Origin of the sequence: Larkinella fluvii, assembly GCF_051857545.1 — a bacterium.
GTDB lineage: Bacteria > Bacteroidota > Bacteroidia > Cytophagales > Spirosomataceae > Larkinella.
The window spans coordinates 113,467-130,046 of sequence record NZ_JBPZHB010000002.1 but is presented as its reverse complement, the minus strand read 5'-3'; the positions used below and the strand labels follow the sequence as shown (position 1 = coordinate 130,046).

General features: G+C 49.4%; 13 protein-coding genes. 7 read left to right on the top strand and 6 right to left on the bottom strand.

Annotated elements, in window-relative coordinates:
• Positions 1-224 precede the first annotated feature (224 nt).
• The 3 genes from ACS5NO_RS04640 (at position 225) to ACS5NO_RS04630 (ending at position 7,248) form a co-directional block, all read left to right on the top strand.
• The gene (locus ACS5NO_RS04640) at positions 225-3,482 is read left to right on the top strand and encodes a SusC/RagA family TonB-linked outer membrane protein (protein WP_439414061.1); all 3,258 of its coding nucleotides are present in this window, start codon (positions 225-227) and stop codon (positions 3,480-3,482) included.
• 43 nt (positions 3,483-3,525) lie between these two features.
• Positions 3,526-4,971, top strand: a complete 1,446-nt coding sequence (locus ACS5NO_RS04635) for a SusD/RagB family nutrient-binding outer membrane lipoprotein (RefSeq protein WP_439414060.1) — start codon at positions 3,526-3,528, stop codon at positions 4,969-4,971.
• A gap of 204 nt (positions 4,972-5,175) precedes the next feature.
• Positions 5,176-7,248 carry a prolyl oligopeptidase family serine peptidase gene (locus ACS5NO_RS04630; protein ID WP_439414059.1) on the top strand — a complete coding sequence of 691 codons (2,073 nt, stop codon included), beginning with the start codon at positions 5,176-5,178 and terminating at the stop codon, positions 7,246-7,248.
• 134 nt (positions 7,249-7,382) lie between these two features.
• On the opposite strand, the gene ACS5NO_RS04625 is transcribed toward ACS5NO_RS04630, so the two are convergent.
• Complete coding sequence (locus ACS5NO_RS04625; protein ID WP_439414058.1) at positions 7,383-7,910, bottom strand: hypothetical protein; 528 nt, start codon at positions 7,908-7,910, stop codon at positions 7,383-7,385.
• 302 nt (positions 7,911-8,212) lie between these two features.
• Between ACS5NO_RS04625 and ACS5NO_RS04620 the strand changes: the two genes are divergently transcribed.
• Genes ACS5NO_RS04620 through ACS5NO_RS04605 form a run of 4 tightly spaced genes read left to right on the top strand, consistent with a single transcriptional unit; the run spans position 8,213 to position 11,053 of the window.
• A complete protein-coding gene (locus ACS5NO_RS04620; RefSeq protein ID WP_439414057.1) occupies positions 8,213-8,761 on the top strand; it encodes a GFO_1088 family ECF-type sigma factor in 549 nt (182 codons plus the stop codon).
• Entirely contained in the window at positions 8,745-9,515 is a 771-nt protein-coding gene (locus tag ACS5NO_RS04615; RefSeq protein WP_439414056.1) for a HEAT repeat domain-containing protein, read from the top strand. The genes ACS5NO_RS04620 and ACS5NO_RS04615 overlap by 17 nt, the downstream gene beginning before the upstream one ends.
• Before the next feature lie 35 nt (positions 9,516-9,550).
• On the top strand, positions 9,551-10,330 hold the full coding sequence (locus ACS5NO_RS04610) for a DUF4097 family beta strand repeat-containing protein (RefSeq protein WP_114404040.1): 780 nt from the start codon (positions 9,551-9,553) through the stop codon (positions 10,328-10,330).
• 24 nt (positions 10,331-10,354) lie between these two features.
• Positions 10,355-11,053 (top strand): DUF4097 family beta strand repeat-containing protein, encoded by a 699-nt coding sequence (locus ACS5NO_RS04605; RefSeq protein ID WP_114404041.1) that lies wholly within the window; start codon positions 10,355-10,357, stop codon positions 11,051-11,053.
• Between the two features lie 291 nt (positions 11,054-11,344).
• On the opposite strand, the gene ACS5NO_RS04600 is transcribed toward ACS5NO_RS04605, so the two are convergent.
• The 5 genes from ACS5NO_RS04600 to ACS5NO_RS04580 form a co-directional block, all read right to left on the bottom strand.
• Positions 11,345-12,319 (bottom strand): GTP pyrophosphokinase, encoded by a 975-nt coding sequence (locus ACS5NO_RS04600; protein WP_439414055.1) that lies wholly within the window; start codon positions 12,317-12,319, stop codon positions 11,345-11,347.
• A complete protein-coding gene (locus ACS5NO_RS04595) occupies positions 12,297-13,403 on the bottom strand; it encodes a nucleoid-associated protein (protein WP_439414054.1) in 1,107 nt (368 codons plus the stop codon). Before ACS5NO_RS04595 ends, ACS5NO_RS04600 begins: the two co-directional genes overlap by 23 nt.
• Before the next feature lie 479 nt (positions 13,404-13,882).
• Positions 13,883-14,272 (bottom strand): hypothetical protein, encoded by a 390-nt coding sequence (locus tag ACS5NO_RS04590; protein WP_439414053.1) that lies wholly within the window; start codon positions 14,270-14,272, stop codon positions 13,883-13,885.
• A 140-nt stretch (positions 14,273-14,412) separates the two neighbouring features.
• Positions 14,413-15,774 (bottom strand): HAMP domain-containing sensor histidine kinase, encoded by a 1,362-nt coding sequence (locus tag ACS5NO_RS04585; protein ID WP_439414052.1) that lies wholly within the window; start codon positions 15,772-15,774, stop codon positions 14,413-14,415.
• Complete coding sequence (locus tag ACS5NO_RS04580; RefSeq protein ID WP_439414051.1) at positions 15,771-16,466, bottom strand: response regulator transcription factor; 696 nt, start codon at positions 16,464-16,466, stop codon at positions 15,771-15,773. The genes ACS5NO_RS04585 and ACS5NO_RS04580 overlap by 4 nt, the downstream gene beginning before the upstream one ends.
• Positions 16,467-16,580 lie beyond the last annotated feature (114 nt).

Below are 16,580 nucleotides of genomic sequence, written 5' to 3'. Positions count from 1 at the left end.
TATTTCTATTCGAAAAGCCGTTTCCGGTATCCGTAAAAACCGGTGTACTTGGTTTTTAACCAGCCCATTAGATTTCTGAACGGTCTCGAAAAAATAGCAACATTAGAATCTTAAACTGGATGTTTCTTCCATTTTACAGCCAAACAAACGTATAAATTAGATTTATATTATCATTATAATATGTAACATTACCGAAGTATTGTTACCCAATTAACACTAAACCCATGAGGAAAAATTTATGCAATTGCTTGCTGACGCTGTTCGGCATAGCGATGTGGACGCAGCATGTCCAGGCTCAAAACCGGCAAGTCACCGGAAAAGTCATTGATGAGACCAGTGCGGCAGTCCCCGCGGCCAATGTGGTCGTCAAAGGAACCACCACCGGAACCACCACCGCCGGAGACGGAACCTTCACCGTTTCCATGCCATCCGGCAACCAGACCTTAACCATTTCTTCCATCGGCTTCCGAACCGAGGAGGTCCAGGTCACACCCGCCATGTCGAAAGTGACCGTCAAGTTGATACCGGACGTCAAAAGTCTGAGCGAAGTGGTGGTAACCGCGCTGGGGGTTCAGCGCAACACCCGCAATGTGGGCTATGCCATACAACAGATCGACGGAAGCGGTATTCAGGAAGCCCGGGAAGTCAACTTTATCAATTCGTTGCAGGGCAAACTGGCGGGCGTGCAGATCGGCGGCAACAGCGGTTCCATGGGCGGTTCGTCGCGGGTGACCATTCGCGGACTGAAATCCATTTCCGGCAACAACAACGCCCTTTTTATCGTGGACGGCGTGCCGATGGCCAACATGAACCTCAACTCCTACGGAACAACGGGTGGACAGGGTACCGGAGGTGGCGGCTATGATTACGGCAACCCGGCCCAATTGATCAATCCCAATGATGTCGAAAACATTTCGGTGCTGAAAGGAGCCGCTGCGACGGCCCTGTACGGCAGCCGCGGGCAGAACGGCGTCATTTACATCACCACCAAAACCGGCAAAGGGTCCGGCAGTATTTCGGTCAATTATGACCTCAACATGCAGGTCGACCAGGTTTCGATGTTGCCCAAACTACAGAATTCGTACGGGGGCGGGGGCAGCTCCGCATTCACCAAATTGTATGTCAATCAGAATCCGACCGGTTTTCTGCCCGGCGGTGGAACGTATGACGACAATGATGGGAAAGGCAAATATGACCTGATTCCGGACTACGGCACCGATGAATCGTGGGGGCCAAAACTGGACGGCACGCTGGTGCGGCACTACTGGTCGTGGGACCAGGATCGGAACAATCCGAATTTCGGAAAAACCGCTCCCTGGAGCGCCCACCCCAACAATGCGAAGGATTTTTTCAAAACCGGCTTCACGTTTTCCAATAACTTGTCGGTTGCCAGCAGTTCCGATAAAGGCTCCATCCGGTTTTCGCTGGGGCAAACGAAGCAGAACTTTATTTATCCCGGCAGCCACCTGAACCGGTTTTTCATCAGCCTTAACACGACGTATAAATTTACCGACAAATTCACCTTCAGCGGTGGCATCAATTACGTACACGACAACTCCAAAGGGCGACCCGGAACCGGCTTTTTCGGCAACAACCCCATGTTGTTTTACGTCATGTATGGCCAGCGCCAGATCGACGATGCGTATCTGAAAGACTACAAATACGCCGACGGAACAGAGCAATCGTGGAACCGCACGGCCTGGAACATTCAAAAACCGGCGTTTACCCAAAATCCGTACTGGAACCAGTATGAAAGCTTCAACACCGATCAGAACAACCGCTATTTCGGCAATGCCGGTTTGACGTATAAAATCAACGACTGGCTATCGGCCGACGTGCGGGTGTTCTCGGATTACCTAAATCACCTCGACGAAGTGCGCAGTGCCAAAGGGTTTTTCGTTGGGTCGTATGCCAAACGGGTAGCGATCAACAACGAAACCAACTACCAGGGCACGCTGAATCTGAACAAGACATTCATGGATTCCAAACTGAGCCTGGAGGCCGTGGCGGGTGGTAACATCCTGAGCATCAAATCGAGTGTGGACGCGGGCACCACGAATGGCGGCCTTCAGAACCCGCTGGTGTATGTGTTGCAAAATTCGGTTCTTCCGGCAACGATTTCGAATGCATACGGAAACCGGCAGACCAATTCCCTTTTTGCGTCGGCCACATTGGGGTATAAAAAATTACTGTATCTAACGGCTACGGGCCGAAATGACTGGGCTTCGACGCTACAGCAAACCGGTAATTTCTCGTATTTCTATCCGTCGGTTGCCGGTTCCTTTATCTTCTCGGATGTGTTGCCCAAGACCAACTGGCTCACCCTCGGCAAGGCGCGTCTGTCGTATGCACAGGTCGGAAACGATGCCAACCCCTACAGCGTTTCCCGGTATTATGATTACGTGGCACCGTTTAATACATTCCCGCTGCAAAGCACGTCCGACAAGCTGTTTAACAGCAAGTTAAAACCGGAACTTTCGTCGGAAGTAGAAGGCGGTGTTGACTTAAAATTCTTCAATGAATTGCTCGGGCTTAATTTTACGTACTACGACCGTCGGACCAAAAACCAGATCTGGGATGTTCAGATACCCGCCGAAAGCGGTTTTTCGACTAAAGTTGTCAACGGCGGAACGGTTCAGAACCGGGGCATTGAGCTAACGCTTTCGGCATCGCCCGTGACCACCCGCAATTTTAGCTGGCGTATGGCCCTGAACTTTTCGAAAAACAAAAATACCGTGCTTGACCTCAACACGGATAACATCCAAGGGATCGAGCGGTTTGTGATCGGCACGGAACGTCGTACCAACAAGGTCTCGATGGTGGCGCAAAAAGGCAAGTCGCTGGGCACCATGCTTGGTACGGACTACGTCTACGACGCCAATGGGAACCGAACGGTGGGTGCCAATGGCACCTACAACGTCACGCCAACACCGGTGATCATTGGCGATGCCAACCCCGATTTTATCGGTGGTCTCTCCAATACATTCAGTTTCAGGAGCCTTTATCTTTCTGCGCTGGTCGACTTCCAGAAAGGCGGAGATTTCTTTTCGTACACCAATTTGTACGGCAATAAATCCGGTATGCTGGCTGAAACCGCCGTGGGCGATATTCGCGAAAAGGGGCTGATCAACCCGGGCGTGAAAGCCGACGGCACCCCGAACGATGTGGTGATTACGGCCCGCACGCACTTCAACGCCGATGGTGGAAACCGGATCAGCAAAGCCAATTTATACGATGGCAGCTTCATCTATTTACGTGAAGTTCGGCTGGGCTGGAATTTCCCGGATGCCGTCGCCAAAAAAATCCGGATGCAGGCTTTGCGGCTCACCCTGACGGGCCGGAACCTCTGGCTGATTAAGAGCAATGCGCCTAATGTGGACCCGGCGAACATCACCAATTCCATCAGCAACCAGATTGGTTTTGAAGGCGGTGCCCTGCCCGCGGTTCGCAGTTACGGTGTGAATATCAACATGACGTTTTAAGGCAAGCCCGGACCGGGCACGCAAAATCATAACATTTATTCCCATGAAATTCAATACCATTTTCCTGTTGGCGGCCCTGCTGATCGCCTTTTCAGGATGCCAAAACTTTGAGGAGCTGAACACCGATCCGGCTCGTTCCAGCGAAACCCAGCCCGAATTCCTCCTGGCCAATGCCGAAAAACGGGCGTCGGATCTGATGTACGATACGTATTTCAACGGACGCATCGGCATGGAGCTTTCGCAATACTGGATGGGCACCGACAAGACCTCCGACGGTCGTTTTCTGTTTACCAACGACGGTTTGTGGAACAGCCTGTATGCCGGCCCGCTGATGGACTTGCAGGAAATCCAGAACTACTACAACCGGCACCCGGAAGAAAGCAATCCGCACACGCTGGCCGTGGCCGAAATCCTGAAAAGCTGGCTGTTTCACGTACTGACCGACGTCTACGTCGACATCCCCTATTCGCAGGCCCTCAAAGGCGACGACATTCCGCAACCCGTTTATGACAAAGGGAAAGATGTCTACACTGGCCTGCTGGCTTCGTTGAAAAAGCAAATCGACATTCTGCAAAACACGTCATCCGGCCCGATTCGGGGCGACATCGTAGCCAACGGAGATGCCAAACAATGGGTCCGGATCGGCAATGCCCTACGGATTCGCATGGCCTTGCGAATCGCCGATGCGCAACCCGCCGAAGCCAAAACCGTCATTGAAGATGCGGTTAAAAACACCCTGACCAGCGTCAGCCAGGATGCTTTTTTTCCGTACAATGTGGCTTCAACGACCAACCGGTTTCCGTATAACGACGTCGAAAGACCGCTGGTGGAATTCGCCGTAACATCGACCCTGGTGGATTATCTGAAATCCGTCAACGATCCGCGATTACCAATTTTTGCCCGTCCGGACGACACGAATGGCAAGTACATCGGCAAAGTGTATGGCACGGAAGCCAATTCGCCAACCATGATTGGCTTGTCTAAACCGGGTGTGGTGGCCTACAGCGGGTCGGCCAAGGGATATATGATCACCTACGCCGAAATTGCCTTTGCCAAATCCGAAGCCGCTGCGCGCGGGATGAACGTCGGCACCGAAACGGCGGAAGACCTCTATAAAACCGCCGTAACCGCTTCCATGACACAGTGGGGAATCACGGATTCGAAAGTGGTCGCGGCCTACCTTGAAGGGGTTCCATATAAAGCCGGCACGTTCAAAAACGTGATTGGTACGCAAAAATGGCTGGCGCTCTACATGCAGGGGTTGCAGGCCTGGATGGAACGGTTGCGGCTGGACCCGAAAAAACCGAACGGCGAAATCCTGTTCATCGACCCGGCATCGGGTAGCCTGGACCCGGACGTGAAAGACGTTCCGAAACGGCTGAAATACCCCAGTGGAAGCCGGGCCAGCAATGCGGCCAACAGTGCCGCAGCCGCCAAAAACATCGGGGGCGATACGCAGGCGGTGAAAAATTGGTGGGATATTTTGTAAAGAGTGGGAACACGGCCGGGTCGCCGATGCGATTGGGCGGATTTAACGGATTAACGCAGATAAAATCTGTTTTGATCCGTTAAATCCGCCCAATCAGCGTTCCAATCAGATCAAAAGTCGTAATTTGGATTTTATCGACTCATTTTCTTATTAACCTATTTGATAGGCATGTTCTTAAAATCCATCCTGACTGGTCTGTTTCTTATGCTTGAAATCTCCGGGGCTATAGCCCAATCCACTCCCCTAAACTACCCCAAAACCCGCAAAACGGATCAGATCGACGACTACCACGGCACGAAAGTGGCCGACCCCTACCGCTGGCTCGAAGACGACCGGTCGGCGGAAACCGGTGCGTGGGTGAAAGCCCAGAATGCTGTTACCTTCGGGTATCTGGAGCAGATTCCTTACCGGAAGCAACTGGAAAAGCGGCTCGAACAGATCATCAATTACCCCCGTTTTTCGGCTCCGGGTCGTAAAAATGAGTGGTTTTACTTTTACAAAAACGACGGACTGCAAAATCAGTCGGTTTTATACCGGCAGAAGGGCCTGACCGGCACGCCCGAGGTGGTAATCGACCCCAACCAGCTTTCGGCCGACGGCACGACGCGGCTCACGAGCTTCGATCTGTCGAAAAACGGTCGGTATGCCGCCTATGCGCTGTCGAAAGCGGGGTCCGACTGGCAGGAAATCTACGTGATGGACATGCAAACCTTAAAACCGCTGCCCGACAAGCTCGAATGGGTGAAATTCACGGGGGCGGCCTGGAAAGGCGACGGTTTTTATTACAGCCGGTACGACAAACCCGCTGCCGGACAGGAGTTATCGTCCAAAAATGAGTTCATGAAGGTGTATTTCCACCGGCAGGGAACTGCTCAGGCCCAGGACGAACTGGTGTATGAAGACAAAGCGCATCCGTTGCGGTATTTCTTTTCACAAACCACTGAGGACGAACGGTTTCTGGTCCTGAACATTTCCGAGGGCACCGACGGGTCCGAGGTCTGGTATAAAGACCTGCAGGCCGGTGACAAGCAATTCAAGCGACTTTTCGAAGGCTTCAAATACAACTACTCGGTGGTCGACAATGTGGGCGATCAGTTGCTGGTGTATCACAATAACGGCGCACCGAATTACAAGCTTTCCAGAGTGATGCCCAAAACCGGTGCCATCAGTGATCTGATTCCGGAAAAACCCGAAAAACTGGATGGCGCGTCGGTGGCTGGTAACAAACTCTTTGCGAATTACCTGAAAGATGCCACCTCGCGTGTTTACGTCTACGACCTGAACGGCAAGCTCGAAAATGAGGTGTCGTTGCCGGGCCTGGGAACGGTGAGCGGATTTGATGGCGAGCGCGACGACCAATTCGTTTTCTACACCTTCACTTCCTTCACTTTTCCGGCCACCATTTACCGCTACGACCTGGCGACGAAGAAAACCACCCTGTTCCGGGCGCCGGAAGTCGATTTCAAACCGGCGGATTACGAAACCAGACAGGTGTTCTTTACCAGCAAGGACGGCACCCGCGTACCGATGTTCCTGACCTACCTGAAGGGCCTGCAACTGGACGGCAACAACCCGACCATGCTGTACGGATACGGCGGTTTTAACGTCACCCTCACCCCCGGTTTCAGCGCGTTGCTGATTCCGTTTCTGGAACAGGGCGGCATTTACGCGTCTGTGAACCTGCGCGGAGGCAGCGAATACGGCGAAACCTGGCACGAGCAGGGCATGAAACTCAAGAAACAGAATGTGTTCGACGATTGCATTGCGGCTGCCGAGTACCTGATCGCTCAAAAGTACACCTCACCGCAAAAGCTGGCCCTGCGGGGCGGTTCCAACGGCGGTTTGCTGGTCGGCGCGGTCATCAACCAGCGGCCGGATTTGTTCCGGGTTGCCATTCCGCAGGTGGGCGTGATGGACATGCTGCGGTTTCATAAATTCACCGTCGGCTGGGGCTGGGTGTCGGATTATGGCAGCAGCGATAACGCCGACGAATTCAAGGCAATTTATGCCTATTCGCCAATTCATAATATTAAAGAGGGGATCCCTTATCCGGCCACAATGATCACCACTGCCGACCACGACGACCGGGTGGTTCCGGCCCATTCGTTCAAGTACGCGGCAACGTTGCAGGAACACTATAAAGGCCCGAATCCGGCGCTGATCCGGATCGAAACCAACTCCGGCCACGGTGCCAGCAACACGAAGAAAAACATCGAGTCGACGGCGGATATTTACGCATTTATGCTCTGGAATATGGGCGTGAAGAGTCTGAAATAGACAAGAGAGCAGAGAGGTGAGAGCAAAGACCATGGCACAACCGGTCTTTATTCTCACCTCTCTACTCTCTTGTCTCACAACAAAAAACCGCCGGAAGCGAGCTTCCGGCGGTTTTTTGTTGTGGCGATGTCTAATTAAAATTTGAAGGCAACCCCTAATTTCAGCGCAGAAACACCGTAACCGACTTCTGCAAAGGCACCCAAATTCGGTTTGAAATAATACCGGCCACCAAGGTGCAGACCAAACAGAACCTGGTTACCATACGCATTATCGTAAAATCCTGAGTAGCCTGAATTATCTTTGTAGCTTGAAATGTAATAGCCCAAGGCCAGACCACCGTACAAATCTAATTTGTCGTTATTCAGGTTAAGTAATTCATTAACGTGATAAGAACCGCGCACAGCAACCGGAAGAAAAGTATACCGCCACTTATACCCTCCGAAGTTGTAACCCCAGGTGTAGAAGTCGACTTGTGCGCCAACACTGATTTCGTCGGTAATACCCACTTCAAAAGACGCTCCGATCGGAAGACCACCACCGTAGTAACTGGATAAACCGATACCGGCATTCAATAATTTATCGCCTTTCTGATATTGTGCGAATGATTGCGTACCTACCAGCAGCAGGGACATTACGAGGAGTGAGGAGAGTAATTTTTTCATTAGTATGAATGAGTTAGATGTGAAACTTAGGCCAAAATAAGGGAGTTTCTCAGGTTCTTACAAGTGGTGAATGGTCAGTTGGTCGCATTTCGGTGAAAATCGGGTAGAATTCCCTTAAATTCTCGTAGTAGTTACCCTTATTTCTTTCCTGGTAGCAAGTAGTTCTACGTATGCTCCCGTTGTAATCCATGTAGTTACAATAATTACAATGGACTTTCGAACGCGGCCGGGCGGCCGGTTTCCAGACTATACCAGTTGGGGTGTCGAAAAAAAGTCGAATTTTCGCACAATCCCTGTAATGAATGACCTATTCAGTCGTCTTTGTCTCTGAAATGGATTTACAAGCCTTCAAACAAATCGTACTCCCCGTTCAGGGCCGACTGTTTCGGTTGGCCAAACTGTTTCTGCGCAACCGCGAAGAAGCCGAGGATACGTTGCAGGAGGTGTTGCTGCGGCTCTGGACGAAACGACAGCAGTTGGACTCGTACCACAGCGTCGAAGCCCTGGCGGTGCAGATGACGCGAAACCTGTGTCTGGACAAACTAAAATCCCAGGCCAACCGGACGGTGGACGGCAATACCGACCTGACAACCGTTCAGGCAGACGATGTTTCGCCGTATCGCCAGGCTGAATTAGCAGACAGCAGCGCGCTCCTGCGTCGCATCATCGGCGATTTGCCGGACCCGCAAAAACTGATTCTGCATCTGCGCGATGTGGAGGAGTATTCGTTTGAGGAAATTGAACAGGTAACGGGCCTGACCGTCAACAACATCCGCGTGATTTTGTCGAGAGCCCGACAGCGGGTGCGTGACAGTTACCTAAAGACCAACGATTATGAAGCAGGATATTGAAAAGCTGCTCGAAAAATACTACGCCGGGGAGAGCACCCTGGAAGAAGAAAAAGCCTTGCGGGATTTTTTTCGCGGCCCCTCGGTTCCCGCCCATCTGGAGAACCAGGCCGGGCCGTTTCGCTACTTCGCCGAAGTCCGCAACGAGCAGCCGTCCTCCGCATTCAACAACCGGTTGGCCAACCGGCTGGGTTCGGAGGGTCGCATCCGAAGTCTGACGACCTGGGGGCTCCGCATGGCCGCCAGTGTGGCCCTGCTGGCGGGCGGTTTTGTGGGCGGTTATTATTACAGCAACCGGGTTTCTGCACAGACCGATTCGCTCGAAAGTTCGTCGACGGTGGCCATTAAAAAGGTGCTAAACTTCGACCCGGCGGCCCAGACATCGGCCAGCGAACGCATTCAGGCTGTTAATCAGAGCTACGAGTTGGCGGAAGCCGACCAGGCGATTACCCAGTTGCTGATCAATACGCTGAATTTTGATGAAAACATCAACGTACGGCTGGCGGCTTGTGAGGCTTTGATGCGGTTGCCCAACGAACCGGGCGTTCGGGAAGCCCTGATTCAATCACTGAAGATTCAGACCGATCCCTACGTCCAGATCATGCTCATCGAAACCCTGGTTTCGATTCAGGAAAAACGGGCCGTCGACGCGATGCAGCGACTCGCCCAAAACCGGCAACTCCTGGAAGCGGTCCGGCTGAAAGCGGAAGAAGGGCTGAATCGCCTGGCTCAGCCCAAAAACCGCTCTGCTTCCTGATTTTATTCGATTTCCACTTTTTACAGACCAAACCAATGAGAAAAATCAGTTTATTGATTGTCACGGCTTTATGCTGCCTTCCGGATGCCAACGCACAGGAATACAAGGCTAAACTCGCCAATGCCAAAGACCGGAAAATCGTTATCGAGATGGACGCCGGTGAATACAAAATTGAAGGATACGACGGCGATGAGGTCATCATCCGGGCGTCGTCGGGACTGGAAGCACCGCCGGAACGGGCCAAAGGACTGAAACCGCTGTATTATTCGGCCGTGGACAATTCCGGCATTGGGCTGGCCGTAACCCCGGAAAACGGCGGGTTAAAGATCGAAAAAGCCACCCGCAAAGACATTGACTACACGATTCGGGTGCCCAAAAAAGTCGCCATTCTCTTCCGGCAAATCAACTGGCGGAACGGAGCAGTCACCATCAGCAACATGGACGGCGACCTGGAAGTGCGAACCACCAACTCGCCCATCACGCTCAAAAGTGTGACCGGCCCCGTGGTCGCCAACACCACCAACGGCGAAGTCAACGTCTTTTTTACGAATCTAAGCCAGGAAAAACCGACGTCGATCACCACCATTTCGGGAGCGGTAGACGTGACGCTACCCGCCAATGCGAAGGCCAATATGAAGCTTCGGTCGATCAACGGCGAGATGTACACCGACTTTGATCTGGGCCTGAAAAGCGCGAAGGAAGGCTTGTCGCGTGTGGGTGGAGGCAACCACATCGAAGGAACGGCCAACGGCGGAGGAGTTGAAATTCAGCTCAATACCATCAGCAGCAACATCTACATCCGCAAGCAAAAGTAAGCCACCAAAAACTGCACTACTCCCGTGAAAAAGCTCCTCTTTTTGCTCCTGACCGGCCTGACTATCGGCCCGGCCTTCGCCCAAAAAATTATTGACAAAACCTTTCCGTTCACGCCGAACCAGCTCGTCAACCTCCACCTGAAGTTTGCCGACAGCATTCAGGTCCGGTATTGGGACAAACCGGAGGTTTACGTCCGCATTGCGGTGACCATCAACAGCGGTCAGCTCAACAATGCCCTGCTGGTTGAATCGGCGTCTACGGCGACTGAAATCAGCGTCAAAACCGATTACGACCGGGAGCTTTTGCGACTGGGCAAAGCCGAGGACTGTCCGGGCAAAAAAACGTCGACCTGGCGCACCGAAAAGAATGGTCAGGATTTTTACGTCTGCAGCACCATCCACTACCAGGTTTTTCTGCCCCGCAAAGCCAAACTGCGCGTCGAAACCATCAACGGCAACATCGACATCGAAGGCGCCAGCGAAGAGGTGTTTGCCAAAACCATCAGCGGTTTTGTGGACCTGAACTGGTCCGGAACCAAGGGCGCTAATCTGTCCATGAAAACCATCACCGGCGAGGTCTATTCCGATTTAAACATCGACTTCAAAAACAAAAAGCAGAAGAATCCGATGGTCGGTTATCTGCTGGAAGGAACCGTCAACGGCGGTGGGCCGGCAGTGCGGCTGGAGTCGATCAGCAACAATGTGTATGTTCGGAAGAAGTGATAAGATAACAGGTTGAATGTATTATCGAAACTTTTGCATTAGTTTGGTCGAATTTGCCAAAAAAGCATTGGTTCACTCTTTGTAACTCATTGATAAATGTCGAAAAAATTACAGTTTTTCAGAGGTGAGCCAAAGGAAATTCTTTCATGCGTTCAACTTGAAAAAACAACAAAAAAGGCAATAATTACCCTAAATTTAAACTCCTCTCATATATCTAAAACAATTATTTTAGCATCTTTCCGTCGAATATAATATACATATTCGACGGAAAAACTATTTAAATTTACAATACTAGTAATCCGAAAAGCTGTAACCTAGACCTAGATGAAGACCTTCCAACTGACTCCTAGTTGAAGGCCAATTCTCACACAAATAATCTTGATCATTTCTAAGAAAGTAAGCAAGCATAATAATAATTGGATGCTTAAAAAGAAGAAGATTACTCCTATTAATCCAGTTTTTTAATTGAGCATTGTTTTCAACAAACCCATCTAAATTTCCAACATTAAATGGTTTATTATAAAAAAGGGGTAAATACAAATCGGATAAATCTTGGCTATAATACACCTCTTTTTCAGGCACAATATGTTTATATAAAATACCAAGATTTTTCAATAAATCATTTTCTTTGTTATTAGGATTACCGATTAAATCAAAAATTTGATTAAAGTAATCATCGGTAGCCTCCATAAGTGCCATTGATTTAGCAAGCTTCCTTAAAATGGGCTTATCATTTTTATAAGCTCCTTTGTAGACATGATCATGACTCACCTCTGCATAAGCATGTTGAAGTAGAGTCCGGATTTGAATTTCGCACTTTAATGCATTAAAGTCAATATCTAAAAGGGTTTCTTTTTTTGGTGTGACTACAAAATGTTCAGATTGGTAATCAAAGGTACTGGGATTGCTTTCAACTTCTTTCAACCATTCTCTATCTTTGGTAATATTCCATGAATCATGATTCATTAATACATCTGAAACATCTACTAAATCTTTAGTATTTAATAGCACAACACGAGTACCTACCTTATCTGAAGTTTCTATCAAGGGATTATTATAAGCTTTCCTCGCAGTCACTTTTTCGATATACTTGTCCTCATCTTTCACCCTAAATGCTGGACCAATTTGTACTTTTTTTGTCAAAATAAACTCGTGAAGTATTTCTTTTAAAGTCTTGTCAACTTCATTTCCCCAACTTTCCAAATGAGGTAGTAGAGTGCGAAATTCCATTCGCAATTCTTTCTCACGAGTTTCTTCTTGATTCATAGGGCTTTCCCGCTATTCTGACCCACGTATAATTTGCGTCGCTTATCTCTTCAACCTTAATTTCATGAGAAGAAATAACCTTGACCCTGTCGCCATATAATTCCTCAGGTAATGAAAGCATTACTTTATTTGGAAAATTGATCTTTTTTGTCTCTAATTCTTTCTTTAATAGTGTCGCATCCTTCATAAAAGAAGATGGTATATAGTCTTGTGCTTCGGCTTTATAGCTTGACTTTATTTCATAAGGAAGAAAATCCTCTGCAAAATGATAAAAATTTATAATCGAATCATTGTAACTCCTGATGTAAGACCTCAAACTCTTCAAGGCATCTTCTTTTTCACTTTGACTTATAGAGCTATCTTTTATAAATCCATCTGTAAACTGATAAAACTTTTTTGTTTGTATCAAAGAGTTTTTAGAAATAGAAAAACCTAAAAAATCCTTATAAAAATATTCTGCTGGTTTTGTTGCCTTCTTAAAGTTCTCGTCAAACAATATGCATCCATAATAATCGTTTGGAGGGTAAACTTTATTAGTAAATTCATCTTCAGTTATAGGAAAATCTCTCTTAAAAATTACTCCAATTTTAAAAAACTTTTGTGATGGCGAAAGAATCAAATCATCTAATACTTCTAATAAAACTTTTTCGCCATTATTACTTTGTCTGATTGCTTCATGAGGTTCGGCTTTTATTACTATAAAACATGGTATATTTTTCACTGTATGAGTACATTCTAAAAAAATCAAATATCCTCCAGGAATAAAACCTCTTTTCTGAGATACAGCTAGTTTATCCGCAATTTTTTTTGAAGCATTAACAAAAGAAACATCATCTTTTGGAATTATCCCCTTGCAATATGAAAATATGCTTTCAGTGTCATATTTTTCAATTTCAAGACTGAAAGCCCGAGAATTTAAACCTAATGCATTGGTTAGTCTTTTATAAATAACATTTTTTGCTCCCTCTGACAAAGTAACTGCTTCATGTGACTCTTTAACAGAGGCATGTAACTGCCTAGTTTCTTTTTCAATAATTGTGTGCATTATAGCACGATTAATATCAAGTGTTGCCAGTTCACACATTTCAAGTTGATTTTAAGTAAATAAAGGATTTTAATAAAGGACGCCAATGCAGGATTACTAATTACAACAATACTTAAAGTTTTTTCTAACAATTGATCAGATAATAGTGCGGCATAGGTCCCAAAACAAAAATTCTTTTTTGCATTTTGTTTAAAGAAAACATAATGGGGTACAATTTATAAAAATTACTACCAAAATTTCTACGGTTTATCTATTTATTAATCATACCGTTCCAAATATCCTCAAACGAAACAGGTTCAACGCTCCGGTCGGAGCGTTGAACCATAAATCACGTATGCATACAAAATTAGATTTTTCCTCAAGTGTAAATGGGCTCCATCCCATAGACCTCATCATTAGACACCCGCCGGTCTACTGAATTACCGGCATATTGAGAATATCCGAAGTTTGACCAAAACAAAAACGGCTTAACCGCATACAAGATGCGGTTAAGCCGTTTTTGGCAATCAGGTTTAGGATTATTCGTTCTCCTGTGGCAAGGTTCCTTTCGGCGTGTTACCGGCCACTTCAGCCGCCGGTGCTTCCTGACCCGCTACATTGAAATGCTGAATTTTGTAGTTCCGGTTGGCCAGATTTTCCTCAGCCGTATGCGGCACCAGGATACCGTTGACCGGTTCTGTGTTGAGCCTTGGTTGCTTGTAGTTGGCTACCGCCCGGTTGTTCACCGCCGGGGCGCTAATGCCTTCCCCTTTCTGGTTCGCCCACTTTTGGGCAACAGCCGCTTTGTTGGGGTGTTTGTAATTATGGGTCGAATAGGTGACATCCTTCCGACGTTTGGTATCGTCCTGGGCTGCGGCATTCAAAATCGTTAATCCACTAAGAGCTAGAGCAAAAATGTATGTTTTCATGGCTTTTTCTGTCTTTATACTAAATCAACCACTCGGTTTCAGGTTCATTTAGTACCCTACTGCCTGGTTGACCTTACAAAGGTCGTAAGCCGGTGTTAAGCTCGTGTTAGAACGACATTAGAACGGGGTTAGAAATGCAATTAGCGGGGAAGCGTGACGATAAAAGTGGTTCCGGCGCCTTCCTTCGACTCAACCCGGATGTCGCCTTTGTGCAAGCGGACAATGCGCTCCGTCAGTGAAAGTCCAATCCCGAAGCCCGGCAGTCCGCTGGCATTGCGCCCCCGCTGAAACGGGATGAACACCTCCGCTAGCTGGTCGGGCGGAATCACCGAACCGGCGTTATGCACCCGCAGTTCGATCGACTTCGGTTGGACGGATGCGTGAAGAGTTACCGTTTGGTCGGTCGAAAATTTGCCGCCGTTCTCGAGCAGGTTGAAAAAAGCCGTCCGCAGCAACGGTTCGCTGCCCGTCAGTTGCCAGTCGGCGGAGGACACATTCGGCGAATCGATGCGAAGGTGAACGGTATAGGTCGGTTGAAGCCGCTGAACGTCGAGTTGAACCTGTTCCAGCAAACGATCCAGTGGCACGGGTCCCATCGGCACGGCGGATGAATCCATGCTGGCATTGGCCAACGCCAGCAATCCATTGGCCATGCGGTTGAGTCCCCGGACATCGTCCAGCACCGAGCGCAGCGTCGCCCGCAGTTCGTCGGGCTCATCATCGGCCAGCAGCGACACTTCCAACTGCCCCGTAATGGCGGTCAGCGGGGTTCGCAACTCGTGCGACGCGTGCGACACAAACGACCGTTGCAGCCGAAACGCGTCCTCCAGCCGGTTGAGCATCCGGTTGAACCGTTGCGCCAGTTGGGTCAGTTCGTCGGCACTTTCGCCTTCGGGTAAACGGAGCGACAGATTCGAGGCCGTTATCTCATCAATCCGCTGATTGATCCGGCTGATGGGTTCCAGAATACGGCCCATGAAGTAGCGGGCCGCAATCAGCATGACGCCGATCATCACAAACCAGCCACCGCTCAGCAACCGCGCCAAATCCTGCATGGACCGCACGCCATAGATGTCAACCGCCGAGGCAAAAATGACAAATGGAGCGGCTTTTTCGGTAAACAAAATCCCCACGATTTCGCGATTTCCCTCCCGCCACTGCGTCGTCTGTAGCTCCCGAACCCGGTCCAAAATCGCGGGTGTCACCGTCAGAAAGTCCGTTCCGCTTTCGTAAATCAGGCGGTTTTGCGCGTTGTAGATAATGATTTCCTCGTCGGGCAAAACCGTCAGTTGATTCTTGTCGATCAGGTTGTAGAGGGTCGGCCCCAGGTGCTCCTGTCCCACCAGCAGATGACCTGCCGTCAGGGCTTCCGACTGCAGCCGGGTCAGGAATTCTTTTTTCCGGTACTGCTCCGCCACCAGATACAGAAACAGACAGAAGAAGGCCAGCAAAATGGAAACGATGGCGGTCGATAACAGGGTCAGGCGGTTTTGAAGGCTCATTTTTCTTTCAGCACGTAGCCCATTCCAATCAGTGTGTGGATGAGCTTGGTGGGATAATCCTTGTCGATCTTGGCGCGCAGGTAGCTTACGTACACATCGATGACATTTGTGCCGGTATCGAACCCGATATCCCACACCTGCTCGGCAATGTCTACCCGCGAAACCACCCGGCCGGCGTTGCGCATCAGGTATTCCAGCAGGGCAAATTCACGGGCCGTCAGCTCAATGGTCTGCCCCTGCCGACGGGCCACACGTTCGTGCAGGTCGAGTTCCAGATCGGCCACGCGCAAAACCCGATCCACTTCTTCGGTCGTTCCGGCCCGGCGCAGGAGGGCTTTCACGCGGGCCACCAGTTCCAGAAAATCGAACGGTTTGGCCAGGTAGTCGTCGGCACCGGCTTCAAATCCCAGCAATTTATCGGCGGTCGTATCCAGCGCCGTCAACATCAGAATTGGCACCCGGCGGTTTTGCTGCCGGATGTACTCCGCCACCTCAAGGCCGCTGATATCGGGCAGATTGACGTCCAGAATGATGAGATCGAAGGTTGTGGTATTGAAAAGTGCTTTCCCTTCCTCGCCCGTTAAGGCCACCTCCACCGTATACGATTGCGTCTGAAGCCCTTTTTTAATAAACGTAGCCACTTTGGGTTCGTCTTCAACCAATAGCAGATGTGCGTTGGAACCAGTCGTCATAAGTCAGTGTGCGCGTTCCCGAAAGGGATAAAGTAAAACCGGGTGTAAAGTACGAATCGAATGATTAGCAATCTACACCCGGTTTGATCGGATACGAAGTATTCATGAGAGATT

Excerpts from the sequence above, each read along its gene's own strand:
- ACS5NO_RS04585 (WP_439414052.1), bottom strand. The coding sequence starts at position 15,774 with ATGAGCCTTCAAAACCGCCTGACCCTGTTATCGACCGCCATCGTTTCC.
- ACS5NO_RS04640 (WP_439414061.1), top strand. The coding sequence starts at position 225 with ATGAGGAAAAATTTATGCAATTGCTTGCTGACGCTGTTCGGCATAGCG.
- ACS5NO_RS04595 (WP_439414054.1), bottom strand. The coding sequence starts at position 13,403 with ATGTGTGAACTGGCAACACTTGATATTAATCGTGCTATAATGCACACA.
- ACS5NO_RS04620 (WP_439414057.1), top strand. The coding sequence starts at position 8,213 with ATGACCTATTCAGTCGTCTTTGTCTCTGAAATGGATTTACAAGCCTTC.
- ACS5NO_RS04610 (WP_114404040.1), top strand. The coding sequence starts at position 9,551 with ATGAGAAAAATCAGTTTATTGATTGTCACGGCTTTATGCTGCCTTCCG.
- ACS5NO_RS04635 (WP_439414060.1), top strand. The coding sequence starts at position 3,526 with ATGAAATTCAATACCATTTTCCTGTTGGCGGCCCTGCTGATCGCCTTT.
- ACS5NO_RS04590 (WP_439414053.1), bottom strand. The coding sequence starts at position 14,272 with ATGAAAACATACATTTTTGCTCTAGCTCTTAGTGGATTAACGATTTTG.
- ACS5NO_RS04615 (WP_439414056.1), top strand. The coding sequence starts at position 8,745 with ATGAAGCAGGATATTGAAAAGCTGCTCGAAAAATACTACGCCGGGGAG.
- ACS5NO_RS04600 (WP_439414055.1), bottom strand. The coding sequence starts at position 12,319 with ATGAATCAAGAAGAAACTCGTGAGAAAGAATTGCGAATGGAATTTCGC.
- ACS5NO_RS04625 (WP_439414058.1), bottom strand. The coding sequence starts at position 7,910 with ATGAAAAAATTACTCTCCTCACTCCTCGTAATGTCCCTGCTGCTGGTA.
- ACS5NO_RS04630 (WP_439414059.1), top strand. The coding sequence starts at position 5,176 with ATGCTTGAAATCTCCGGGGCTATAGCCCAATCCACTCCCCTAAACTAC.
- ACS5NO_RS04580 (WP_439414051.1), bottom strand. The coding sequence starts at position 16,466 with ATGACGACTGGTTCCAACGCACATCTGCTATTGGTTGAAGACGAACCC.